The 22,308-nt window shown below is 66.9% G+C and carries 25 protein-coding genes and 1 pseudogene; 6 read left to right on the top strand and 20 right to left on the bottom strand.

Going from position 1 to position 22,308, the window contains the following annotated elements:
- The first annotated feature begins 5 nt into the window (after nt 1–5).
- On the top strand, nt 6–1,067 hold the full coding sequence (locus tag ACSHZY_RS13975; protein ID WP_435170108.1) for an ABC transporter permease: 1,062 nt from the start codon (nt 6–8) through the stop codon (nt 1,065–1,067).
- Nucleotides 1,043–1,846 carry an ATP-binding cassette domain-containing protein gene (locus ACSHZY_RS13980; RefSeq protein ID WP_435170110.1) on the top strand — a complete coding sequence of 268 codons (804 nt, stop codon included), beginning with the start codon at nt 1,043–1,045 and terminating at the stop codon, nt 1,844–1,846. The genes ACSHZY_RS13975 and ACSHZY_RS13980 overlap by 25 nt, the downstream gene beginning before the upstream one ends.
- Here ACSHZY_RS13980 and ACSHZY_RS13985 read toward each other — a convergent pair.
- From ACSHZY_RS13985 to ACSHZY_RS13995, 3 genes are all read right to left on the bottom strand, one after another.
- Nucleotides 1,821–2,426: a nucleoside/nucleotide kinase family protein gene (locus tag ACSHZY_RS13985; RefSeq protein ID WP_435170112.1), complete on the bottom strand. Its 606-nt coding sequence runs from the start codon at nt 2,424–2,426 to the stop codon at nt 1,821–1,823. The two genes, ACSHZY_RS13980 and ACSHZY_RS13985, sit on opposite strands and share 26 nt — an antisense overlap.
- Before the next feature lie 112 nt (nt 2,427–2,538).
- Complete coding sequence (locus ACSHZY_RS13990; protein WP_435170114.1) at nt 2,539–3,564, bottom strand: dipeptidase; 1,026 nt, start codon at nt 3,562–3,564, stop codon at nt 2,539–2,541.
- A gap of 95 nt (nt 3,565–3,659) precedes the next feature.
- Complete coding sequence (locus ACSHZY_RS13995; RefSeq protein WP_435170116.1) at nt 3,660–4,505, bottom strand: LysR family transcriptional regulator; 846 nt, start codon at nt 4,503–4,505, stop codon at nt 3,660–3,662.
- A gap of 87 nt (nt 4,506–4,592) precedes the next feature.
- Here ACSHZY_RS13995 and ACSHZY_RS14000 point away from each other — a divergent pair, with 87 nt between their 5' ends.
- Complete coding sequence (locus tag ACSHZY_RS14000; RefSeq protein WP_435170118.1) at nt 4,593–5,006, top strand: VOC family protein; 414 nt, start codon at nt 4,593–4,595, stop codon at nt 5,004–5,006.
- A gap of 10 nt (nt 5,007–5,016) precedes the next feature.
- On the opposite strand, the gene ACSHZY_RS14005 is transcribed toward ACSHZY_RS14000, so the two are convergent.
- Nucleotides 5,017–5,958 (bottom strand): NAD(P)-dependent oxidoreductase, encoded by a 942-nt coding sequence (locus ACSHZY_RS14005; RefSeq protein WP_435170120.1) that lies wholly within the window; start codon nt 5,956–5,958, stop codon nt 5,017–5,019.
- 73 nt (nt 5,959–6,031) lie between these two features.
- The gene (locus ACSHZY_RS14010; protein WP_435170122.1) at nt 6,032–7,093 is read right to left on the bottom strand and encodes an SDR family oxidoreductase; all 1,062 of its coding nucleotides are present in this window, start codon (nt 7,091–7,093) and stop codon (nt 6,032–6,034) included.
- Nucleotides 7,094–7,193: 100 nt separating this feature from the next.
- Between ACSHZY_RS14010 and ACSHZY_RS14015 the strand changes: the two genes are divergently transcribed.
- Entirely contained in the window at nt 7,194–7,592 is a 399-nt protein-coding gene (locus ACSHZY_RS14015) for a winged helix-turn-helix transcriptional regulator (RefSeq protein WP_435170124.1), read from the top strand.
- 4 nt (nt 7,593–7,596) lie between these two features.
- On the opposite strand, the gene ACSHZY_RS14020 is transcribed toward ACSHZY_RS14015, so the two are convergent.
- The 7 genes from ACSHZY_RS14020 to ACSHZY_RS14050 form a co-directional block, all read right to left on the bottom strand.
- Nucleotides 7,597–8,745 carry a Gfo/Idh/MocA family protein gene (locus tag ACSHZY_RS14020; protein WP_435170125.1) on the bottom strand — a complete coding sequence of 383 codons (1,149 nt, stop codon included), beginning with the start codon at nt 8,743–8,745 and terminating at the stop codon, nt 7,597–7,599.
- A gap of 3 nt (nt 8,746–8,748) precedes the next feature.
- Nucleotides 8,749–9,501 (bottom strand): sugar phosphate isomerase/epimerase family protein, encoded by a 753-nt coding sequence (locus tag ACSHZY_RS14025; protein WP_435170127.1) that lies wholly within the window; start codon nt 9,499–9,501, stop codon nt 8,749–8,751.
- A 20-nt stretch (nt 9,502–9,521) separates the two neighbouring features.
- Nucleotides 9,522–10,628 carry an ABC transporter ATP-binding protein gene (locus ACSHZY_RS14030; RefSeq protein WP_435170129.1) on the bottom strand — a complete coding sequence of 369 codons (1,107 nt, stop codon included), beginning with the start codon at nt 10,626–10,628 and terminating at the stop codon, nt 9,522–9,524.
- 3 nt (nt 10,629–10,631) lie between these two features.
- Nucleotides 10,632–11,558 (bottom strand): carbohydrate ABC transporter permease, encoded by a 927-nt coding sequence (locus tag ACSHZY_RS14035; protein WP_435170131.1) that lies wholly within the window; start codon nt 11,556–11,558, stop codon nt 10,632–10,634.
- Entirely contained in the window at nt 11,551–12,444 is an 894-nt protein-coding gene (locus ACSHZY_RS14040) for a carbohydrate ABC transporter permease (RefSeq protein ID WP_435170133.1), read from the bottom strand. The genes ACSHZY_RS14035 and ACSHZY_RS14040 overlap by 8 nt, the downstream gene beginning before the upstream one ends.
- Nucleotides 12,445–12,495: 51 nt before the next feature.
- Nucleotides 12,496–13,734, bottom strand: a complete 1,239-nt coding sequence (locus ACSHZY_RS14045) for an ABC transporter substrate-binding protein (protein ID WP_435170135.1) — start codon at nt 13,732–13,734, stop codon at nt 12,496–12,498.
- A 150-nt stretch (nt 13,735–13,884) separates the two neighbouring features.
- Nucleotides 13,885–14,502, bottom strand: a complete 618-nt coding sequence (locus tag ACSHZY_RS14050) for a MarC family protein (protein WP_435170137.1) — start codon at nt 14,500–14,502, stop codon at nt 13,885–13,887.
- Between the two features lie 118 nt (nt 14,503–14,620).
- On the opposite strand from ACSHZY_RS14050, the gene ACSHZY_RS14055 reads away from it, so the two are divergent.
- Nucleotides 14,621–15,256, top strand: coding sequence for a glutathione S-transferase family protein (locus ACSHZY_RS14055; RefSeq protein ID WP_435170139.1), 636 nt, complete (start codon nt 14,621–14,623; stop codon nt 15,254–15,256).
- On the opposite strand, the gene ACSHZY_RS14060 is transcribed toward ACSHZY_RS14055, so the two are convergent.
- The 8 genes from ACSHZY_RS14060 to ACSHZY_RS14095 all read right to left on the bottom strand — a co-directional run bounded on the left by ACSHZY_RS14060 (nt 15,217) and on the right by ACSHZY_RS14095 (nt 22,004).
- Complete coding sequence (locus tag ACSHZY_RS14060) at nt 15,217–16,152, bottom strand: CobW family GTP-binding protein (protein ID WP_435170141.1); 936 nt, start codon at nt 16,150–16,152, stop codon at nt 15,217–15,219. The two genes, ACSHZY_RS14055 and ACSHZY_RS14060, sit on opposite strands and share 40 nt — an antisense overlap.
- Nucleotides 16,143–16,430 carry a hypothetical protein gene (locus ACSHZY_RS14065; protein WP_435170143.1) on the bottom strand — a complete coding sequence of 96 codons (288 nt, stop codon included), beginning with the start codon at nt 16,428–16,430 and terminating at the stop codon, nt 16,143–16,145. Before ACSHZY_RS14065 ends, ACSHZY_RS14060 begins: the two co-directional genes overlap by 10 nt.
- Nucleotides 16,430–17,332, bottom strand: a complete 903-nt coding sequence (locus ACSHZY_RS14070) for a polysaccharide deacetylase family protein (RefSeq protein WP_435170145.1) — start codon at nt 17,330–17,332, stop codon at nt 16,430–16,432. The genes ACSHZY_RS14065 and ACSHZY_RS14070 overlap by 1 nt, the downstream gene beginning before the upstream one ends.
- Before the next feature lie 40 nt (nt 17,333–17,372).
- Nucleotides 17,373–18,212, bottom strand: coding sequence for an ABC transporter permease (locus ACSHZY_RS14075; protein WP_435170147.1), 840 nt, complete (start codon nt 18,210–18,212; stop codon nt 17,373–17,375).
- Nucleotides 18,213–19,064, bottom strand: coding sequence for an ABC transporter permease (locus tag ACSHZY_RS14080; protein WP_435170149.1), 852 nt, complete (start codon nt 19,062–19,064; stop codon nt 18,213–18,215).
- A 53-nt stretch (nt 19,065–19,117) separates the two neighbouring features.
- A complete protein-coding gene (locus ACSHZY_RS14085; protein ID WP_435170151.1) occupies nt 19,118–20,383 on the bottom strand; it encodes an ABC transporter substrate-binding protein in 1,266 nt (421 codons plus the stop codon).
- A gap of 21 nt (nt 20,384–20,404) precedes the next feature.
- Nucleotides 20,405–21,388, bottom strand: a complete 984-nt coding sequence (locus ACSHZY_RS14090; protein WP_435170157.1) for an ABC transporter ATP-binding protein — start codon at nt 21,386–21,388, stop codon at nt 20,405–20,407.
- A 160-nt stretch (nt 21,389–21,548) separates the two neighbouring features.
- The gene (locus tag ACSHZY_RS14095; RefSeq protein WP_435170152.1) at nt 21,549–22,004 is read right to left on the bottom strand and encodes a hypothetical protein; all 456 of its coding nucleotides are present in this window, start codon (nt 22,002–22,004) and stop codon (nt 21,549–21,551) included.
- A gap of 15 nt (nt 22,005–22,019) precedes the next feature.
- On the opposite strand from ACSHZY_RS14095, the pseudogene ACSHZY_RS14100 reads away from it, so the two are divergent.
- A pseudogene (locus tag ACSHZY_RS14100) lies at nt 22,020–22,308 on the top strand (hypothetical protein); the annotation flags it as partial.

The raw sequence follows: 22,308 nt of genomic DNA on the forward strand, positions 1-22,308 counted from the left end.
CTGTCATGAGCGAAACAAAGGACGACTTCGAGGCTGGCCTGTCGAAGGCCAGCACCCAGGTCGCGGACTTCACCCGCCACCGTAGTCCGCTGGAACGGTTGCAGCACATCCTGCACGCCAATCCGACGCTGGTGCCGGTCATGGTGCTGCTGTTCGGCATCGCGGTGTTCGGGATCATCGTGGGGGAACGGTTCTTCAACTCGTTCACGCTGACGCTGATCCTGCAACAGGTGGCCATCGTCGGCATCGTCGGCGTGGCACAGACGCTGATCGTGCTGACGGCGGGGATCGACCTGTCGGTCGGCGCGATCATGGTGCTGTCGTCGGTCATCATGGGGCAGTTCGCGGTGACGCTGGGCATTCCGGCGCCGATCGCGCTGTTCTGCGGGCTGGCGCTTGGGACCATCTGCGGCATCATCAACGGGGTGCTGGTGGCGGTCGTGCGGCTGCCCCCCTTCATCGTGACGCTGGGCACGTGGTTCGTGTTCGAGGCCGCGAACTTCATCTACACCCAGAACCAGACCATCCGCGCCCAGGACGTGGAGGCCGCGGCCCCGCTGCTGCAATTCCTGGGCAACACGTTCCGCATCGGGGGTGCCGTCTTTACCTATGCCGTGGTGGCCATGGCCGGGCTGGTGCTGCTCTTCTACTACATCCTGAACCACACGGCCTGGGGCCGGCACGTCTATGCCATCGGCGACGATCTGGACGCGGCGCGGCTGTCGGGCATCCGCACGACGAAAACGCTGATCTCGGTCTACGCGGTTTCGGGGCTGATCTGCGGCTTTGCGGGCTGGGCGCTGATCGGGCGGCTCGGCTCGATCTCCCCCACCTCGGGATACGAGGCGAACATCCAGTCGATCACGGCAGTGGTCATCGGCGGCACCTCGCTGTTCGGCGGGCGCGGATCGGTGTTCGGCACGCTGATCGGGGCGCTGATCGTGGGCGTCTTCGCCATGGGCCTGCGGATCTGGGGCACCGACCCCCAATGGACGCGCCTGACGGTGGGCGCGCTGATCATCCTGGCGGTCGCGGCAGACCAATGGATCAGAAAGGCATCGGCATGATCCGGGAAACCCCTGTCCTGACGGGACGCAACCTGCAGAAACGCTACGGCCGGGTCGTGGCGATGGACAACACCGATTTCGACCTTTACCCGCGGGAGATCCTTGCAGTGATCGGGGACAACGGCGCGGGCAAGTCCACGCTGATCCGCGCCATGACCGGCGCCGTCCAACCGGATGCGGGGGAGATCCGTCTGGACGGCCAGCCGACCACGCTGGCCAACCCCCAGGCCGCCCGCGATCTGGGGATCGAGACGGTGTATCAGAACCTCGCACTCTCGCCCGCCTTGTCCATCGCGGACAACATGTTCCTTGGCCGGGAAATCCGGCGCGGGGGCGTGGCGGGATGGTTCCGGATGCTGGACAAGCCCGCGATGCGGACAAAGGCGCGCGAGCAGTTGAACACCCTTGGCCTGACGACGATCCAAAGCATCGACCAAGCGGTGGAAACGCTGTCGGGCGGGCAGCGTCAGGGGGTGGCGGTGGCCCGGGCGGCCGCCTTCGGATCCAAGGTCCTGATGCTGGACGAACCCACGGCCGCGCTTGGGGTCAAGGAATCCCGCAAGGTGCTGGACCTGATCCTTGGCGTGCGCGACCGGGGGCTGCCGATCGTCCTCATCTCCCACAACATGCCGCATGTGTTCGAGATTGCGGACCGGATCCACGTGCACCGCCTGGGAAAACGGCTTTGCGTGGTGGATCCGAAGTCCATCTCCATGTCGGATGCGGTGGCCCTGATGACGGGTGCGGTGCAGCCTACGCCCGAGATGATGGCAGGCTGACATCCGCCGCCACGCTGCCCGTCATCACCCGGCGGGCGTTCGGCAGATCGTTCCCTTCGATTTTGGCAGCGCCGTCGGGCCGGGCAGACCACCGGGCCCGCAGGCGCTGTTCCAGCACCGGCAGGGGCACGTCCAGCATCACGGTCATGTCCAGAAGCGGCCGAAGCGTCGCCCAGTCCGGATCGTCCAGCAGCAGATAATTGCCTTCGACCAGAACGACGTTCACCTCGGGCCCGATGATGCGCGCCGCCGCGCGCGAGATTTCCAGGTCGCGGTCGAAGACCGGCACGGCAATCTCTCCCCCCTCTTCCCGAAGGCGGTGAAGCAGGGTGCGCAGCCCCGCCACGTCAAAGGTGTGCGGCGCGCCCTTGCGGTCGCGGTGGCCGCGGGCGTTCAGGACGGCATCATCGTAATGGAACCCGTCCATGGGCAGGATCGCGCTGTTCGGGATGCAGGTCTGCAAATCCTCGGCCAACGTGCTCTTGCCGGCGCCCGGCGGGCCCGCGATGCCGATCAGCCTGCGCGTCCGGATGCCGCGCAACTCTTCGGCCAAACTGTCGATCGTCATCAGGCGTGTCATCTGTGTTCCTCCGTGGGCACAGTGAGAGGCGGTTCGGCGGGTGGCGTCAAGCAGCGTCAGGTTCCAGCCACCTGCCCTTCCATGTCGCGACGGGTTGCCTTATCGGCTGCGGTCAAGATGGATCGGACGGCCAGGTTCTCTCCAGCACGCTCAACCAGTTCTCGACCCCGATCTGCCTTTGTTCGGCATCGGAATAGCCCGCCGCGGCCAGCGCGTCGAACAGGCGCGGCAGGCCGGTGGCGTCGCCGATCGCCGTCGGCACCAGCGTCCCGTCGAAGTCCGAGCCGAGGGCGACGTGCGCGATCCCGACCCGTTCGACGATGTGGTCGATGTGCCGCACCATCGCCTCCAGCGCCAGATCGGGGTTGCGGCAACCTTCGGGATCCAGGAACCGCACGCCGAAATTGATGCCGACCAGGCCGCCCGTGGCCGCGATGGCGTCCAGCTGGCGGTCGGACAGGTTGCGGCTGTGCGGGCAGATGGCATGCACGTTGGAATGCGAGGCGACCAGCGGCGCGTCCGAGAGGCGGGCCACGTCCCAGAACCCCGCCTCGTTCAGGTGGGACAGGTCCAGCATGATCTTCAGCCGGTTGCACAGGCGCACGAAGGCCTCGCCCTCCGCCGTCAGGCCCGGCCCGATATCGGCCGAGGACGGGAAGCGGAACGGCACGCCATGCGCGAAGATCGTCTGCCGGGCCCAAACCGGCCCGATGGTGCGCAGCCCCGCGCCGTGCAGGACGTGCAGCAGGTCCAGATCGGGATCCACGGCCTCCGCCCCTTCCAGATGCAGGACGGCGGCGAAGCTGTTCCGCCCCATCGCCGCGCGGATCGCGGAAACCGAGGTGCAGACGGTCAGGCCCCCGGCCGACGCCGCCTCGATCCGCCGCAGCAGCGCCACCTGCGACAGGGTGACGTCCAGCGCCTCGGCCCGGTCGAGGGGCGGGAAATCGCCCGTCGCGTCGGGGGCGGAGGGCGCATAGACGGCGCAAAGCCCGCCCACCAGACCGCCCGCCCGCGCCTTTGGCAGATCGACATGACCCTGCGGCGAGCCGTGGATGAACCGGTCTTCGGCCCCGTGCAGGCCCTCGCGCCTCAGGCGCAGCAGCGCGTCGTTGTGGCCGTCGAATACAGGGATCATGGCGGCGAAAGCTCCAGCGTGATGAGGGGTCTGGCATAAAACCGATCGGGGGCGGCCACAACCGCCCACCCGACCATGCCGCAGGGGACGGTCCCTCAGACCCCGAGGGTGCGGCGAAGAGCCTCGATGCAGCGCGGCTTGCGGGGCGCGACGGGGACGGCCAGCACGATGCGGCGCATGTAGGCGGACATGTGCGTCAACGGTCGCCCGCCTCGCAGGCCCGACCATGCCGGCACAAGGGACGCGCCGATCCCGCTGGCCACAAGGTCGGAGATCGCCTCCAGCCCGTCCAGCGAACAGAAGCGCGCGGGCGTGATCCCCTGGTCCTGCAGGTAAAGCTCCGCAAGCTGCCCGCCCCAGCTTTGCGGGTCATAGGCGATCAGCGGAAGGCGCCGGAACACCTCCTCCACCGGCAGGTGGTCCAGACCCTCGGGGGCCAGAAGGCACAGCGGCTCCTCCCTCAGCAGGTGAAGCATCAGTGTGGGCGCGGGTGCGAAGGGGGGCGACACGATCAGCGCGGCGTCCAGATCGCCCCGGCGCAACGCCTCGTAGAGGTTGGCGGAGGTTCCGGGTTCCACCCGCAGTTCCACTGCGGGGGCAAGGTCGCGCAGGACCGGCAGCATCCCCGGCACCGTCCCGCTGAGCATGGTGGAGATGGCCCCCAGCCGCAGGACCCCTTCCGCCGAACCGGGGTCCGCGCTGGAACGCAGCCGCTGGCGCAGGTCAATCATCTGCCGCATCATCGGCATCAGGTCGCGGCAGCTTTGGGTGGGTTCGGCCATGTTCGCGCGCCGCAGCAGAAGGGGCACGCCAAGGTCCTGTTCCAGCACCTGAATCCGCTGGCTGACGGCGGCGGAGGTCAGGCCCTGCATCCGGGCCGCCGCGGTGATGGAGCCGAGATCCGCCACCGCCATCAGGCTTTCGAGGAAACGGACATCCATGGAATTTCCGATGCTGAACGAAAGAATAAAACGCTTTTTGCAGGTCTAGATCGGCGCTACCACCGTTGCAACATGCAGGAGAGCGCCATGAAATCCCTTTTCCACCTTGCCATCCACATCACCGATCTGGACACCGCCCGCGCCTTCTATGGCGACGTGCTGGGCTGCCAGGAGGGCCGGTCCACCGACACATGGGTCGATTTCGACTTCTTCGGGCACCAGCTTTCGCTGCATCTTGGCAAGCCGTTCGAGGTGACGCGCACGGGCAAGGTCGGCGATCACATGGTGATGATGCCGCATCTGGGCGTCGTCCTGCGCCTGTCCGACTGGCTGGAGCTGTCGGACCGTCTGGTCGAAAAGGGCGTCGCCTTCGACATCCCCCCCGTCATCCGCTTTGAAGGGGAGCCGGGGGAGCAGCGGACCATGTTCTTCTTCGATCCTTCGGGCAACCCGATCGAGATCAAGGGCTTTGCCGATTTCGACGGGCTGTTCGCCGCCTGAACCGCAGGGATCAGGGCGCGTCCAGCAGGTCGGCGTTGACGGTGGTGGCGGGGCGCGTGCCCGACAGCGCCTCCACCACATGGGTGGCGGCGCGTTCGGCCACGCGGATCAGCGCCGCCTCGGTCGTGGCGCCCAGATGCGGGGTGAAGACCACCGGCAGATCGCCCAGCGGTCCGGACGGCGCGCCGTGTTCGTAGACGTCGAGCCCCGCCCCCGCCAGATGGCCGGTGGTCAGCGCGGCGGCCAGCGCCGCCTCGTCCACCAGCCCCTCGCGCGCCGTGTTCACGAGGATTGCGCCGGGCTTCATCCGGGCGAACCGCGCTTCGTTCATCATGTGGCGCGTCTCAGGCCGCATGGGGGTGTGGAGCGAGACGAGATCGGCCTCGGCCAGCCCCTCCTCCAGCCCCACGCGGGTGTATGCGCCCGTATCGGCGGCGCGGGGCGAATGGACCAGAACGCGCATGCCGAAGGCCGCGTCCAGCATCGTCCCAAGCTGCGACCCGATGGCGCCCCAGCCGACGATCAGCGCCGTGCCGCCCTGAAGTTCGGTGAAGCGGGCGCTTTCGCGAAAGCCCGTCCGCCCTGCCCGTTCCGCCGCATCCCCGGCCGCGATCCCCCGCGCCACCGCCAGCGCAAGGCCAAGCGCCAGTTCCGCCACGGACCGCGCGTTCGCGCCCGGCACGTTGCACACCGGGATGCCACGCGCCGCCGCCGCCACTTTGTCCACCGCATTGTGCCCGGTCCCGTGCACCGAGATCACGCGCAGCTTCGGCGCCGCCGCGATCGCTTCGGCGGAAAAGCCGGTGTTGCGCGTGATCACCGCGTCGCAGGGCCCGGCCAGCCGCAGGACGGTGTCCATGTCGGGCGACGGGCAGACCACGGGCTCGATCCCCTGCGCGCGAAGGATGTCCAGCCCTTTGGCGTGGATGGGTTGGACGATCAGGCATTTCATGGGCGGGCATCCGTCGGAAGTTGCTGGGCTCCCGCCACGCTACGTCATTGCGCCGGGAAGGTGAACGGCGGGCTTACGGGATGATCCGGTCGGCGCGCAGGCGGTCGAACAGGTCAAGGAAGGCCTGGTCCGTCGCCTGATACCCCGTGAACCCCAGACGGCGGCTTTTCGACATGTCCGTCACCACCTCGATCGGGCGGCCCAGATCGGCGTCCGTGTGCCAGGGGGAGGCGAGGCGCGACAGGTCCCCCTCCGCCAGCCCGTGGCGGGCGGCGATGTCGGCCCAGACGGGGGCATCGTCCTTCATCTGCGCCTCCAGCGGACGCGGGGTGCCGTCGAAATCCTCGGCCCGGATCCCGAAGGCGTCGGCGATCCGGTGCCACATCCACTTCCAGCGGAAGACGTCGCCGTTGACGATGTTGAAAGCCTCGTTCCGGGCGGCGGGGGTTTCGGCGGCCCAGAGGACCTGCGCGGCCAGCTGGCGCGCGTCGGTCATGTCGGTCAGCCCTTCCCATTGCGCGGCCGAACCGGGGAAGCGGAAGGGCCGCCCCGTTTCGCGGCAGATCGTGGCATAGACGGCCAGCGTCGTGCCCATGTTCATCGCGTTGCCGATGGCCTTGCCGATCACCGTGTGGGGGCGATGCACGCTCCACCCGAAACCGTCGCGTTCAGCGGCAGCGAAGACCTCATCCTCTTGCGCGTAGTAGAAGTTCGCCACGTCCAGCCGGCCCTGATCCTCGCGGAACGGGGTTTGCGGCAGGGTGCCCTTGCCATACGCCTCGAACGGGCCAAGGTAGTGCTTCAGCCCCGTGACCAGCGCCACGTGCCGCACCGATCCGGCCGGCCGCAGCGCGTCCAGCACGTTGTGAACCATGGCGCCGTTGACGCGGATGTTCTCCGCCTCGGTCGGCATGCGCAGCCACGAGGTCAGGAAGACATGCGTGGGGGCGATCCCCTCCAGCGCGCGGGCCAGCCCGTCCGGGTCCAGCAGGTCGGCGGCCACGGGCAGCACCCCCGCCTGATCCTGCGGCCGGCGGCTGAGGCCGTGGACCACCCATCCCTTTTCCACCAGTTGTGTTGCGATCGCGCTGCCCTGAATGCCGGTCGCGCCGACGACAAGTGCTGTGGGGGCCATATTCCGTCTCCGTTCCATGTTGCCAAGCAAGGTAGGCGCATGCGATCCCGGCTTCCAGACGGCACCGTTTTGGGACATAGGCACGGAAAGGTAACCACCCATGACCACGGGCAACCCCGAACAGGACTGGCGCGAGGATTGCGCCCCCCGCCGCGTGCTGGACCTGTTCACGACGAAATGGACCAGCATGATCCTGCACACGCTGCACGCCCGCCACGCCGGCGCGGCGCGGACGGGCGTATTGCAACGCAGCCTGCCGGGCATTTCCAAGAAGATGCTGGTGCAAACGCTGCGCGAAATGGAAAACAGCGGCCTGATCACGCGCCACGTGGAAAGCACGGTGCCGCCGGCGGTGGAATACCGGCTGACCCCCTTGGGCCTGCGCTTCGTGGACCTAGTGGAGCAGGTCTATGACTGGGGCCGCACCAACGCCGACGCGCTGGATCTTCTGGGCGACCGGTCCACGTCACGCCGACGCGGTTCGGCCGCCGGGGGGTGAACGGTCAGATCGGGACGGGCGGGGCCAGCAGGGTGGACGCGGCCTCCGGGGCCAGCGCCTCGGGGCGGGCGCAGGTCGTCGTCAGTTCGACGAACCGCCCTTCCTCGCCCGAGGCGAGGATCGCGGTCAGCACCTCGATCACGTGCAGGGCCAGTTCGTCGTTGCAGCGGTGGGGCCGGCCTTCGGTGATCGCCAAAGCCATGTCCGCAAGCCCCGTTCCGCGGTAATCCGCCACCTCCTTCCCTGCATTGGTGGATCGGTTGGGCAGGCCCAGGGGATGCTGCCACCGGGGCACGTCCGCCGCGTCCGCCCGCCGCGTCACGCGCAGATCCCCGTCGAAGAAGTTGGGGTCAGGCACGTGCAGCGTCCCTTCCGTCCCGTACAGCGCCATCGGTTCAAGATCGGTCTGCCAGACGTCCCAGCTGGACTGGAAGCTGATGACGGCCCCTTCGGTGAATTCCAGCAGCGCGTGGATCGTGGTCGGCGTTTCCACCGGGATCTGCTCCCCCTTGCGGGAGGCGGAGCCGATGGTGCGCGTGGCGCTTGGCGTGGCGGAAAGCGCACCGACACGCCGCACCGGCCCCAGAAGCTGCACGAGGTTCGAGATGTAGTAGGGCCCCAGATCCAGCACCGGCCCCCCGCCCTTGCGGAAGAAGAAGTCGGGGTTCGGGTGCCAGCTTTCCATGCCGATGCTCATCACCGCGCAGGTGCCGGAGGTGACGCGCCCGATGGCGCCTTCGTCCAGAAGCCGGCGGGCCATCTGGTGGCTGGTGCCAAGAAAGGTGTCGGGCGCCGACCCGATCCGTAGCCCCCGTTCAGCGGCAAGGCGGGACAGTTCGCGCCCTTCCTCCAGCGTCAGGACATAGGGCTTTTCGGAATAAACATGCTTGCCCGCCTCCAGCGCCGCCTTGGAGATCGCGAAATGCGCGGCCGGGATCGTCAGGTTCACGACAAGGTCGATGTCGTCCGACGCCAGCAACGCGTCCACGCTGCGGGATTGGATCCCGTATTCGGCGGCGCGCGCTTCGGCGGCGGCGGGGTTGACGTCCGCCACGGCGACAAAGCGGATGCCCCGGAAGTGCGGCGCCCGCATCAGGTAGGAGGCGGAGATATTGCCCGCCCCGATCAGGCCAAGTCCAAGCGGTTGGGTCATGGGTCAGCCTTTCAGGGTCTGCCAGGCCGCGGCGGCCTGCGTAGCGAAACGGTCGAAGTCGGAGGGCTTGTCATGCTCGGCCACCAGCAGTTCCACCCGCGCATGATGGCGCAGGGCGGCCAGGATCGCGGGCCAGTCCATGACGCCGGTGCCGGGATCGGCCCAGCCATCTTCGTCCGTCTTCTCGCCCTGCGGGGCGATGTCCTTGAAATGGGCGGCGGTGATGCGGTCGCCGTGGCGGGCGATCCATTCCAGCGGATCGGCGTTCCCGCGGATGATCCAGGCGATGTCGGCCTCCCACTCGATCAGGGGGGCTTCGGTCAGGATGATCTCCATCGGGATCTGCCCGTCGGGGGTGGGTTCGAATTCAAAGGCGTGGTTGTGCCAGCCAAAGCGCAGGCCCTGTTCGCTGATCGCCTCCTGCGCCGCCGCAAGCCGCGCGGCGAAGGCCGTCCAGCCTTCGGCGTCGGTCGGGCGCTGGTCGGCGGACAGCGAAGGCGCGAAGATCATCACCGCGCCCACCTGCTCGGCCAGGTCGGCCACGCCCTTGGCATCCGCCTCGATCCGGTCCAGCGGCACGTGAAGCGAGGGCATCGTCAGCCCCGTTTCCTCCAGCGCAGCGGACAGGGCGGGCAGATCGTCGAACACGCCGAAGAAGCCCTCAGCCGCGTCATAGCCAAGCGCGGACAGGCGCCGGATCACGTCGTCATAGGGGGTGGCAAAGCGCGCGGAATAAAGTTGCATCGACAGTTTCATCATCATCTCCGGCTGGGGGATCAGAGCCGCATCTCGGATGCGGCGTCGAACAGCGACAGGTTTGCGGGATCGAAGCCGACGGGCAGGACCTGCCCCGCGCGGATGCGGGCCTCCCCGTCCATGCGGACGCGGAAGGGTCGGTCGGCAAGCCGGGTCCAGACCAGGGTGTCGGCGCCCATCGGCTCCACCACCTCGACCTCCACCTCGGCGCGGACGGGCAGGGCTTCGGCGGCGGGGCCGGTGCGCACATGTTCGGGGCGGATGCCCAGCACCACGGGCCCGTCCTGCGGGGGTGCGGCAAAGGCGTAACCCGCGACCGAGGCGCGGAGCGGGCCGTCGAACACGTCCCCCGTCAGCACGCCCGGCAGCAGGTTCATCGGCGGCGATCCGATGAAGCCCGCCACGTAAAGGTTCGCGGGCCGGCGATAGATGTCGTCGGGCGTGGACATCTGCTGGATCACCCCGCCCTTCATGATGGCGATCCGGTCGGCCAGCGTCAGCGCCTCGATCTGGTCGTGGGTGACATAGATCATCGTGTTGCGGAGGCTTTGATGCAGGCGCTTCAGCTCCACCCGCAACTCGGCCCGCAGCTTGGCGTCAAGGTTGGACAAAGGCTCGTCGAACAGGAACACGTCCACGTCGCGCACCAGCGCGCGGCCGATCGCGACGCGCTGGCGCTGCCCGCCCGACAGGGCGGCGGGCTTGCGTTTCAGCAGCGGGACCAGTTGCAGCGTGTCGGCGGCGCGGGCGATGCGGCGGGCGATCTCGTCCTTCGGGACGCGGGCGTTCTTCAAACCGAAGGCGAGGTTTCCTTCCACCGTCATCTGCGGGTAAAGGGCATAGGACTGGAACACCATGCCGATGCCGCGTTCGGACGGTTCGCACCAGGTGACGTTGCGGTTGCCGATGAAGATCTGTCCCTTCGTCGGCAGGGTCAGCCCCGCGATGCAGTTCAGCAGCGTCGACTTCCCGCAGCCCGAAGCGCCCAGCAGCACCAGAAACTCTCCGTCCCGCACGTCGAGGTTCAGGCCGCCCAGCACCTCCACCGCGCCATAGGACAGCGACAGGTCGCGGATGGAAACGGAGATGCCGTCGAGGTCGGCGGAGGCGTGCAATGCATGTTCCATGGATCACCCTTTCACGGCGCCGGCGGCGATGCCGCGCACGAACATCCGGCCCGACAGGAAGTAGATGGACAGCGGCACCAGCCCGGTCAGCAGGGTCGCCGCCATGTTGACGTTGTATTCCCGCACCCCCTGGACCGAATTGACGATGTTGTTCAGCTGCACCGTCATGGGATAGCTGTCGGGCCGCGTGTAGATCACGCCGAACAGGAAGTCGTTCCAGATGCCCGTGACCTGAAGGATCACCGCCACGGTGAAGATGGGCAGCGACATCGGCACCAGCACCCGCAGGAACACGCCCCAGAAGCCCGCCCCGTCCACCCGCGCCGCCTTGAACAGTTCCGGCGGAAGCGAGGCGAAGTAGTTGCGGAACAGCAGCGTGATGATGGGCATGCCGAAGATCACGTGCACGAGGATCACGCCCGCGACCGATCCCATCAGCCGGATCTCTCGCAGGATGATGACAAGGGGGTAGATCATCACCTGATAGGGGATGAAGGCGCCGAAGATCAGGATGGCGAAGAACACCTCGGACCCGCGGAAACGCCAGTTGACCAGCGCGTAGCCGTTCACCGCCGCCACCCCGATCGACAGCACCGTGGCCGGCACCGTGATGAGGACGGAGTTCCAGAACCCGCGCGACAGCCCGTCGCAGTTCAGCCCCGTGCAGGCCGAGGACCAGGCCTTGACCCAGGGCTCGAACGTGATGTCGACCGGCGGGGCGAAGATGTTGCCCATGCGGATTTCGGGCATCCCCTTCAGCGAGGTCATCACCATCACCCAAAGCGGCAGAAGGTAGTAGACCGACACCAGCAGAAGCGCGCCATAGACCATGATGCGACGCGGCTCCATCCGTCGGCGGGGGCGGCGTCCGGCGGGGCCGGGCAACAGGCGCGACACCTGCGGCGGGGTGGGCGGGAACCGTTCATACATGGCGCTTTTTCCCCATCCGATACAGGGCGAAGGGCACGATGATCGCCAGCACCATCGCCAGCATCATCGTGGAGGCGGCGAACCCCTGCCCCAGGTTCTGGTTGCCGAACATGTAGTCGTAGACGTATTTCGCCGGCACTTCCGAGGAGATGCCCGGCCCCCCGTTCGTCAGCGCGACCACCAGATCGTAAAGCTTGATGATCCCGGCCGAGATGAGGACGATGCAGGTCGCGAAGACCGGCTTCATCATCGGCACGATGACGAAGAGATACGTCTTCCACAGGGGAATGCCTTCCACGCGGGTGGCCTTCCAGATGTCTTCGTCGATGCCGCGCAACCCGGCCAGCAGGATCACGGTCGTCAGCCCTGCCCCCTGCCAGATCCCAGCCGCCAGCAGCGCGACCAGCACGAGGTCGGGATTGTTCAGGGGATCGAAGACGAAGCTTTCCCAGCCCAGGCCGCGCACGATCTTCTGCACGCCGAAATCGGGGTTCAGGATCCATTGCCAGGCCAGCCCCGTGACGATGAAGCTCAGCGCGTAGGGGAACAGGATGATGGTGCGGAACCCGTCCTCGAACCGGATCTTCTGGTCCAGCAGCACCGCCAGCAGAAAGCCCGTGACCAGCGTCAGCACCAGCGCGGCGACGCCATAGATCGCCAGGTTCTCGATGGACACCTGCCAGCGCTGCGTGGCCCAAAGGCGTTCGTATTGCGCCAGCCCCACGAAATCGAGCCGTGGCAGCAGCTTGGAACTGGTGAAGGAATGCACCACCGTCCACAGCGAACAGCCGATGAAGATCACGACGGCGGTCAGCACCATCGGGGTGGCGGCCAGCTTTGCGGGCCAGTTTCGGAACGGGCGGAAGGGTCGGCCAGGGCCGGTCATGTCGCTTGCTCCTGATCGAGAGGGTCCCGACCCGGAGGCCGGGCTTTGCGTCTACTTGTCGGCGAGGATGATCTCGGCCAGCCGCTCCTGGGCGTCCTCGGGGCTGAGGTCGGAGCCGAAGAACTCCGCCGTCAGATCCTCGATCTGGCCCCGCGCGTCGGGCGAGATGATCAGGTCGATGGCCGGGATCGTGTTGCCCGCCTTCAGGGTTTCCAGCCCCTTGCGCGTGCATTCGTTGACCTCGGCCAGGTCGATGTTGCCCCGCACCGGCAGCGATCCCTTCGCCGCGTTGAAGGCGATCTGGGCCTCGTCGCTCATGATCACGGCGGCCAGCGCCATCTGCGCCTCGGTCACGGCGGGGTCGCGGTTGACGGGGAAATAGATCGCGTCGCCCCCGGTCGCGATGACCGGCGCGCCGCCAAGGCCGATGTGGCATTCGTAATCCGTGCCGGCCACCTTGCCGGCCAGCGCGAATTCCCCCTGCGCCCAGTCACCCATGACCTGCGCCGCGGCCTGCCCTTCGATGATGCGGGCCGTGCCCATGTTCCATTCGCTGATGTTGCCGCCGGCCGACATCTCTCGCGCGGCGGCGAGTTCGGTGAAGATCTGGGCCATCTTCTCGCCGCGCAGGGTATCCTCGTCGCCCGCGTCGAAGGCCTGGACGTAGAACTCCGGCCCGCCGATCCCGGCGACGAGGGTGTAAAGCAGCAACCCCGTCTGCCAGCCTTGCAGGCCCACGGCCAAGGGCAGCTTGCCCGCTTCGCGCAGCTTCGGCGCGGCGGCCTTCAGTTCTTCCCAGTTGGTGGCAGGCTCCAGCCCCGCCGCCTCGAACGCGGCGGGAGAGATCCACATCCATTGCGGCGAGTGGATGTTCACGGGGGCGCAATACACCTTGTCTTCGAAGGTGCAGGCGTCCAGCAGGGACACGGGCATGATCGACTCGCGCCAGCCGTCGCGTTCGGCCACCTCGGTCAGGTCCTGCATCAGGCCGGCCTCCACCAGCTCCTGCGCCTGACGGCCGTGGTTGAACTGGGTGGCGCCCATCGGATCGCCGCCGATGATGCGCGACACCATGATCGGCCGCGCGGTGGCGCCGGACCCGGCGATGGCGCCGTCCACCCAGTGGTGATCGGTTTGCTCCTCGAAGATCCGGGCAAGTTGCTGGGCCGCCGCGGCTTCCCCGCCCGAGGTCCACCAATGGGTGACCTCCAGATCGGCCGCCGAGGCGCAGAAGGGCAGCAGCATGAAGGCAGCGCCCGCCATGAGGCGACGCATCGTCGTGGTCTGCATTGTCATTCCTCCCTGAATGGCGGCGCAAGACACCGCCAGCGGCACATCGTTACGGCGTCTCCCCCCGCCTGATGTAATCGATTGCCGTCTTATTGATCCCACAGCGATCGGGATCGGTCAAGAAATTTTGACTTGCTTTGTAACGACCTGTCAGAAGAGGCCCGAGCCCTTCAGCCCGTCGATCACGAACTGGATCGACAGCGCCGCCAGAAGCATCCCGAACAGGCGCGTCAGCACCATCGTTCCAATCCGCCCCAGCATCCGCGCGATGCCGCCCGCCACGGCGAACAGCGTCGCGGCCACGGCCAGCACCGCCAGCATGACCCCGTGGATCATCAGCGTGTGCAGCGCGGACCCGTCCTCGTTCACCAAAAGGATCATGGAGGCGAGCGCCCCCGGCCCGGCCAGAAGCGGCGTGGCGAGGGGGAAGACCGAAGGATCATGTCCGGGTGCATCATCGGCGGCCTTGTCCTCGCGCCGTTCGGTCCGGCGTTCGAACAGCATGTCCAGCGCGGTCAGGAACAGCAGCACCCCGCCCGCGATCCGGAAGGCGGGAAGCGAGATGCCGATGCCGGCCAGGATCGCTTCCCCCGCCAGGCCGAAAAGGGTCAGGAGGGCGGCCGCGATCACCACCGCCGTCCAGCCCGTGCGTCGACGCTGGGCCGGCGTCATGCCATGCGTCAACGCGATGAAGATGGGGGCAAGACCGATGGGGTCGATGACCACGAACATGGTCACAAAGGCACTGATGACGCTGGTCATTTCCATGGCCGCATTCTGGCCTTTTCCGCAGGCACGTTCAAGGCATGGCGGCGTACGCATCGGGCTTGACGGCGGCGGCATTCGCTGCGCTGCTGAAGGCCCGCCCCCTGACCGAGGAGTTCCCATGACCGCCCGACTCTACTGCTTTGGCGAAAGCGGCAACGCCTACAAGGCCGCTCTTACGATGACGCTGTCTTCTTACGCCTGGGAACCGGTCTGGGTCGACTTCTTTCACGGAGAAACCCGGACCGACGGCTTTCGCGCCCTCAACCCGATGGGGGAGGTGCCGGTTCTGGTGGACGGGGACCTCACCCTTACGCAGTCGAGCGTGATCCAGCTTCACGTGGCGGAACGGACCGGCAGGTTTCAGGGCGAGACGGAGGAGGAACGCCGCGAAGTGCTGCGCTGGCTGTTCTGGGATGTCAGCAAGGGGTCGGGCCAGTTCGGCGCCTTGCGGTTCATGATGAACTTCCTGCCGGAAGACCGCCGGTCCCCCGATGTCATTGCGTGGGCGTTGGCCCGTGCCGCCGGGTCGCTGGACGTTCTGGAGGCCCATCTGGACCGCCGCGACTGGCTGGTCGGGAACGGCCCGACCCTTGCCGATTTCGCCTGTTGCAGTTACCTGTATTACCCCGAGCCCTTCACGTTCCGGCGGCCCGAGCGACCGGCCATCTCCCGGTGGCTGGACCGCATCGCGGCCCTGCCCGGCTGGGCGCACCCCTACGACCTGATGCCCGGAAGCCCGGCGGACCGCGGCTGATCCCCCTTGCCCAGGACGTTCCGGCGGAACGAGCGGTCGAGGCGCAAAGGATCGAAACCGCGCCCGATGAAGACCAGCCGGTTGTCGTCGGCCCCTGCCTCCTCGGGCAGGACCTCGGGCCTTTGGACCGCGCGGCGGACGGTCTGCACCAGAAGGCGGCCGGCGGGGGCGCGGACCACGCCCTTGATGCGGACGATGTCATGGCCCCGCGCGTGCAGCAGAGCCGACAGCCAGACGCTGAGCGCCGTCCAATCCGTGTCCAGCGGCAGGTGCAGCAGGTGCGGGCGCGGCATCGCATCGGTTCCCACGGGTGGCAAATCCATCGGGACAGGGGGCGGCAGGGGCCGATCCTCCCCCATGGAGGAGCCGGTGATCCGCGCGGCGGGCGCGAAGCCTTGCAGAACGCCGACAAGGCGGCCCAGCTGCGCCGTCTCGGCCCCATCGACCTTCGTCACGACAAGCTGGTCCGCCGCCGCGATCTGACGACGCAGCAAAGCATCCCCCGCGATCTGTTGCAGCGCGTGAAGCGCATCGACCAGCACCAGGGTCGGTTGCAGCCGGACGTGGTGCCGCAGCACCGGATCGGTCTGGACCAGCGTCAGGATAGCCCCCGGATCGGCCAGCCCGCTGGTTTCGAGGATCACGTCCCGCCCCTGCCTGCGGCTGGCCAGATCCGCCTGCGCCCGCAACGCCGTCAGAAGCGCCTCGCGCCCGTCGCAACAGGCGCAGCCGCCCGCCAGAACCTGCGCGCCGGGTAGCAGGGCATGGTCGACGGGCGTGCCCGCCGCCTCGTTCACGAGGACATGCGCATGGGTAAACAGGCCCGCGTGGCGCTGATGGCGCAGCCAGGTCGTCTTCCCCGCACCCAGATAGCCGCCAAGGATCGTCAGGCGCACAGGCGGGGGTCCAGGGGGTCGACGGGGGCGCCAAGGATCCGCTCCGCCTCCGCCCAAAGGGCGGGAAGATCGGCCACCAGCGTCGCCGCCCCCGTGTTCGTGGCCAGCACAAGGCCGGGCACGGTGCCGGCATCCCGCGCCGTCAGCCCGTGAAGGCCCAGCAGGCGGTTCGCCACGACCCCCTGCATCAACCGTGCGCACATCCGGTCACGCGGGGTGGCCGCCCCAGCGTCGGTCCAGGCGCCGGGGCGTTCGGGGAAGCCGCAGGCGTTGCACATCAGATCACCTCGGGGCGGGCGTCGCCGGCGAAGGGGAAGCGCGCGCGGAAATCGGCCGCGATCACCTCGAACGGCGCCCATTCGACGCCCTCATGCCCCGAGATGTAATCGATCAGCCGTTCCAGCATCAGCAGCACCTGCGGGCGGCCCGCCACGTCAGGGTGGATGGTGAAGCAGAAGGTCGCATAGTCCATCTCCCGGTAGACCCAGTCGAACTGGTCCTTCCACATCTGCTCGATGTCGCGGGGGTTCACGAAGCCATGGCTGTTAGGGGAGTTCTTGATGAACATCATCGGCGGCAGGTCGTCGACATACCAGTTGGCCCCGATGTCCACGAGGTCGATCTCCCTCCCGTGCGTCATCGGCTTCATCCAGGCCGCGGCGGGACCGGAATAATCGATGGTCGTCCAAGCGTCGCCCACCCGCGCATAGAAGGGCTGGAAGTCGCGATAGCCTTGGCTGTGATCGTAGCTGAAGCCGTATTTCTGCAAAAGGGCGGCGGTGTTTTCCGACATCTCCCACCACGGGGCGACATAGCCGCGGGGGGCCTTGCCCGTCAGCCCCTCGATCAGCTCGATGGAGCGGACGAGGACGTCTTCCTCTTGCGTCGGGGTCATGGCGATGGGGTTTTCATGGAGGTAGCCATGCGCGCCCACCTCGTGCCCCGCATCGACGATCATCTTCATCTGGTCGGGGAAGGTTTCCAGCGAATGGCCGGGAATGAAGAAGGACGCCTGAAGTTCGTGGCGGCGGAACAGGCGCAACAGGCGCGGGATGCCCACCTCGGTCGCAAAGACGCCGCGCTGGATGTCCGACGGGCTGTCGGCCCCGCCGTAGGATCCGATCCAGCCCGCCACGGAGTCGATGTCCACCCCGAACGAGCACCAGATTTTCTTCGTCATGTCCTGTCTTTCCTGTTTCGTATGGTTCTTGCCCCGGCCCTTACGCCACGCCCTTTCCGGCGTCCGATCCCAGCCGCGCCCGCCGCCGCGCCAGCAGGAAGGCCCCCGCCAGGAACAGCCCGATGATCAGCAGCGAAAACAGCGTCGTCAGCGTGCCAAGCGCATACAGAAGCGGCGAGGTGACGTTGGTCGTCATGCCGAAAATCTCCAGCGGGAGGGTGTTGCGGCTGCCAGCGGTCAAAAGCGTGCGGGCAAATTCGTCATAGCTGAGCGTGAAGCCGAAAAGCCCGACCCCGACCAGCGAGGGCGCGATCATCGGCAGGACGATGTGGCGGAAGGTCTGCCACTGCGTCGCGCCCTGATCGCGGGCCGCCTCCTCGTAGGCCGGATTGAAGCGGTTGAAGACGGCGAGCATGATCAGGAAGCCGAAGGGCAAGGTCCAGGTCAGCTGCGAGCCGAGGCCGGAGGACAGCCAGTGCACCGTCAGCCCCAGCTGCGAGAAGATCAGCCCGACGCCCAGCGACACGAGGATCGACGGAATCACGAGGCTGGCGAGGATCAGGTAGAACAGGAGGTTCGCCCCCCGGAACCGGCGCCGGAAGGCCATGCCCGTCATCACCGACAGCACGACCGTCACCACCATCACGATCAGGCCCAGGGCGAGGCTGCGGCGGAACGCGCCCCAGACATCCCCCACGGATTGCTGGCGAAACAGCTCGTGGAACCAGTGCAGCGACACGCCTTGCATCGGAAAGGTCAGCCCCCCGCCCGGCCCCTGGAAGGACAGGATCGCGATCATCAGCGTCGGGCCGTACAAAAACAGCAGGAACAGCCCGAAGAAGGCGGCCAGAAGATAGAAGGACCCGGATTTGCGTTCCATTCACAGCTCCTTCCGGATGTCGACAAAGCGCAGCATGACGGAGATGACGATCAGCACCGTCACCAGCAGCACAACGGAGGTCGCCGCCGCCGAAGGGTATTGCAGCAACCCGATGTCGTTGGAGATCAGGCGCCCGACATTGGCCGATTGCGATCCGGACATGAACCGCACCGTGATGAAGTCCCCCATCACCAGCGCCACGACGAAGATGGACCCGATCATGATGCCGGGCTTGGTCAGCGGGATGATGATGTTGGTCAGGATCTGGAGGCCCGAGGCACCGTTGTCGCGCGCCGCCTCGATCAGCGAACGGTCGATGCGGACCATCGTGTTGAAGATCGGCACCACCATGAACAGCGTGTAAAGGTGCACGAAGGCGAGGATGACCGAGAAGTCGGAAAACAGCAGCCATTCCACCGGCTGTTCCGTGATCCCCATCCCCATCAGCGCCTGGTTGGCCAGACCGTTGCGGCCCAGAAACGGCACCCAGCTGATCATCCGGATGATGTTGGAGGTCCAGAACGGGATCGTGCACAACAGGAACAGGCCCGTCTGCACGGTGGCGTTGCGCACGTGGAAGGCCAGGAAATACGCGACCGTGAAGCCGATCGCCAGCGTCGCCGCCCATGTGGCCGCCGTATACAGGAACGTGTTCCCGAACACCCGCAGCACCACCGACGATCCGAAGAGATAGCCGTAATTGTCGAACTGGAACGCGGGATAGATGGAGAATTCGGTTGCGCCCCAGAAGCTGACGACGAAGATCATCACCATCGGCAGCAGCAAAAACAGCGCCAGCACGACCGTCAGGGGCAGCGCAAGGAACCAGTTGCGCAGGGTTGCGGAATGCATGTGGTCATCCATCGGTCGGGAAATGCCGGGCGGACATCGCCCGGCATGTCAGGTCAGGCGGCGATGAACTCGTTCCACTTGCGGACCATGTAGAGGTTTTCGTCCATGACGGAATTCCAGCAGGCGACATGGCCCATCCGGTCCTGGAAGCTGCCGCCGTCGCGCACCGCGCCCGCGGTTTCGATCACCGTGCCTTGCGGCGAGGTAATGTCGCCCTGGGCGGGCTTGCCCTCGAACCAGTAACCCCATTCGTCGTCGCTCATGAACAGCTTCGACGTTTCGGGGGCGGCCGAATAATAACCCTGCCGCATCAGGAAGCCGCCGACCCAGCCCGACAGGTACCAGTTGATGTAGTCGTAGGCCGCATCCAGCTGCACCCCTTCCAGATGGGTCGCCAGACCGATGCCGCCACCCCAGCTGCGATAGCCTTCCTTCAGCGGCTGGAAGGTGCAGGGCAACCCGCGCGACCGCACGGCGGTGACGGCCGGCGACCACATCGACTGGATCACCACCTCGCCCGAGGACATGAGGTTCACGGATTCGTCGAAGGTTTTCCAGAAGGCCCGGAACTGCCCTTCGCGCTTGGCTTCGGTGAAGACGGCGATCGTCCCGTCGATCTCGTCCTTGGTCATGTTGCCCTTGTTGCCGTAGGTGATCCGGCCCATCGCCTCGCACACCATGGCCATGTCCATGATTCCGATGGAGGAGATGTCGAGGATCGACGCCCGGCCCTTGAAGTCGGGGCTCAGCAGCTCGGCCCAGCTTTCCACGGGGCGGCCGATGATGTCGGGGCGGATGCCCAGCGTGTCGGCGTTGTAGATGGTGGGGATCAGCGTCATCCAGCCCGAGGACTGGTCGGCGAAGGTGGTGGATCCCGGACCTTCGACAAAGCCCACGGTGTGGGGGGCGGTGCCTTGGGCGATGGTGCTGGTGGGCGTCAGCTTGCCGTCCTTGAAGATGCCGACGATCTTGTCGTAGTTCGCGATCTTCGAGATGTCCATCGCCTGAAGGTTGCCCGTGGGCCAGACCTTCTTGCAGATCCAGTATTCGATGTCGGCGATGTCATAGCTGTTGGGCTGCGTCGCCGCCCGCTGCGTGGCCGCGTCCGAATCCAGCGCCGTCATTTCCAGCGTGAAGCCGAGATCTTCCTTCACCTTCGCCGCCACCTCGTTGAAGGCCGACACGCCCGTGCCGATCTGGCGCAGGGTGATGTCGCGGATCTCCTGCGCCCAGATCATCGGCGCCGGGAAGGCCGAGGCGACCGCCGCGGCCGAAGCGCCCGCCAGAACGGAGCGGCGGGAATAGTGGTTCTTCTTCATGCGTCTCTCCTGTCGGGGGTGTCAGTGGCCAAGGGGGTGCAGGTCGGCGGGATTCCATCCGATGCGGATGCCTTGTCCCGGTTCGATGGGGGCAAGGCGGAACTCTTCTTCGGGGACCATGGCCGTCAGTTCGGTGTCGCCGGGGCCGATGGCGTTCACGGCGACATGGGTACCCAGAAATTCATGGGCGACCACGGCGACGTCCATACCCCTGTCCTGCGGGGCGACGATGCGCGTGCGGTCCGAACGCAGGGAATAGCGCTTTCCGTCCAGCGACAGCACGTTGTGGCCGCCCATGAAGCGGGCCACGAACTCGGTCCGGGGTGTCAGGAACACCTCGCGGGCGGTGCCGGCCTGTTCGATGACGGCGTTGTTCATCAGGACCACCTGGTCGGCCAGGGCCAGCGCCTCGTCCTGGCCGTGGGTGACGTGGATGAAGCTGATCCCCAGCTCGCGTTGCAGCTTCTTCAACTCTCCGCGCACCCGCAGACGCAGGAACGGGTCCAAAGCCGACAAGGGTTCGTCCAGCAGCAGGACCTGCGGCCGCGTGATCAGCGCGCGGGCCAGCGCCGCCCGCTGCTGCTGCCCGCCCGACAGCTGCGCGGGAAGGCGGGCGGCCAGATGGCCCATGCCGACCAGCTCCAGCATCTCGTCGGCCTTGCGGCCGCGGGTGGCCGCATCCTCGCCCTTCATCTTCAGGCTGAAGGACACGTTGTCGCGCACGGTCATGTGGGGGAACAGGGCGTAGGACTGGAACATCATCGCCGTCCCGCGCTTCGCCGGCGGCAGGTGCGAAATGTCGCGGCCGGACAAAAGGATGGCCCCGTCGCTGACGGTTTCGTGCCCCGCGATCATCCGCAGCGTCGTCGTCTTTCCGCAGCCCGAGGGGCCCAGAAGGCAGACATAGCTTCCCGCCGGGAAAAGATGCGTGATGTTGTTCACCGCCACGGCGTTGCCATAGCGTTTCGTCACGGCAACGAGTTCGAGATCCAGGCTGGTACGCAACATCGACGTCTCCGAAGTGTCTGTTCCTGAAGCTGAGAGGGCGGCCTTTCATTTTTCCAGCGCGCCGATGGGCCAATGCCCGCCGGCGGCGGACGGTGAACACAAAACAGGCCGAACGCGGTGCGGCTGATGAAGAAATGGAGGGTCCGCGTATCGCGGGCTAAAACGGCCGCCCGGTGAAGAAGACGTCAACCGTCAGCGCATTCTCGTCATAGACATCGGCGGTGGAGTCGAGCCGACGCAGGCCGAGGCCGAGGCCGAGCCACAGGCGCTTGCCCACCTCGCGCCCGACGGACAGGCTGAAAATACGGTCCTGACGTTCGATGCCGAAGAAGTTCTCCCCTCCGGCTTGGAAGAAGCCGAGCGACATCCGGGTCGTCCTGCCAAGGAATGGCCGCGCCAGTCTGGCGGAGAACCCGCGCGTCACCGTGTTTTCCCCCTGCACCTTTTCGCCCGGCGTGACGGAGAACGTCAGCGCCCCGACCCCGCGGATGGCGTTGACCACCGATCCCGAAAGCGACCGCTTGTCGACCTCTCTCTGCCCCGCCCGCGCTCGCTCCGCGCGCAAGCTGACACGCTTCTGCCCATCCGCGAGGAGATCATCGACCTCCTTCACGCCTCAGAGGACATCATGAAACATGCCGTCTTCGCCCTTGCTCTGCTGCCTTCGGCGGCGCTGGCCGATCCGATTGCCTTCGCCTGGTCCCCGAACGCGCAGACGCCGCAGGTCGATGTGGCGCTGGCCAACGACTATTTCGAGGAGGCCGGCCTCGACGTGCAACTCGTACCCTTCGACGTCCGTCAGCCCCGCGTTGACGCTGAACCCGGGGCCATCGGTTCGGACGCCGCCTGGACGAACAGCATCCGCAGGTATCGGCTGCCTCGCTTGGTGACTCGGCCGAGAACCGTGCGTCCACTGG

Origin of the sequence: Falsirhodobacter sp. 1013, from assembly GCF_051195255.1 — a bacterium.
In the GTDB taxonomy this organism is placed as follows: domain Bacteria; phylum Pseudomonadota; class Alphaproteobacteria; order Rhodobacterales; family Rhodobacteraceae; genus Falsirhodobacter.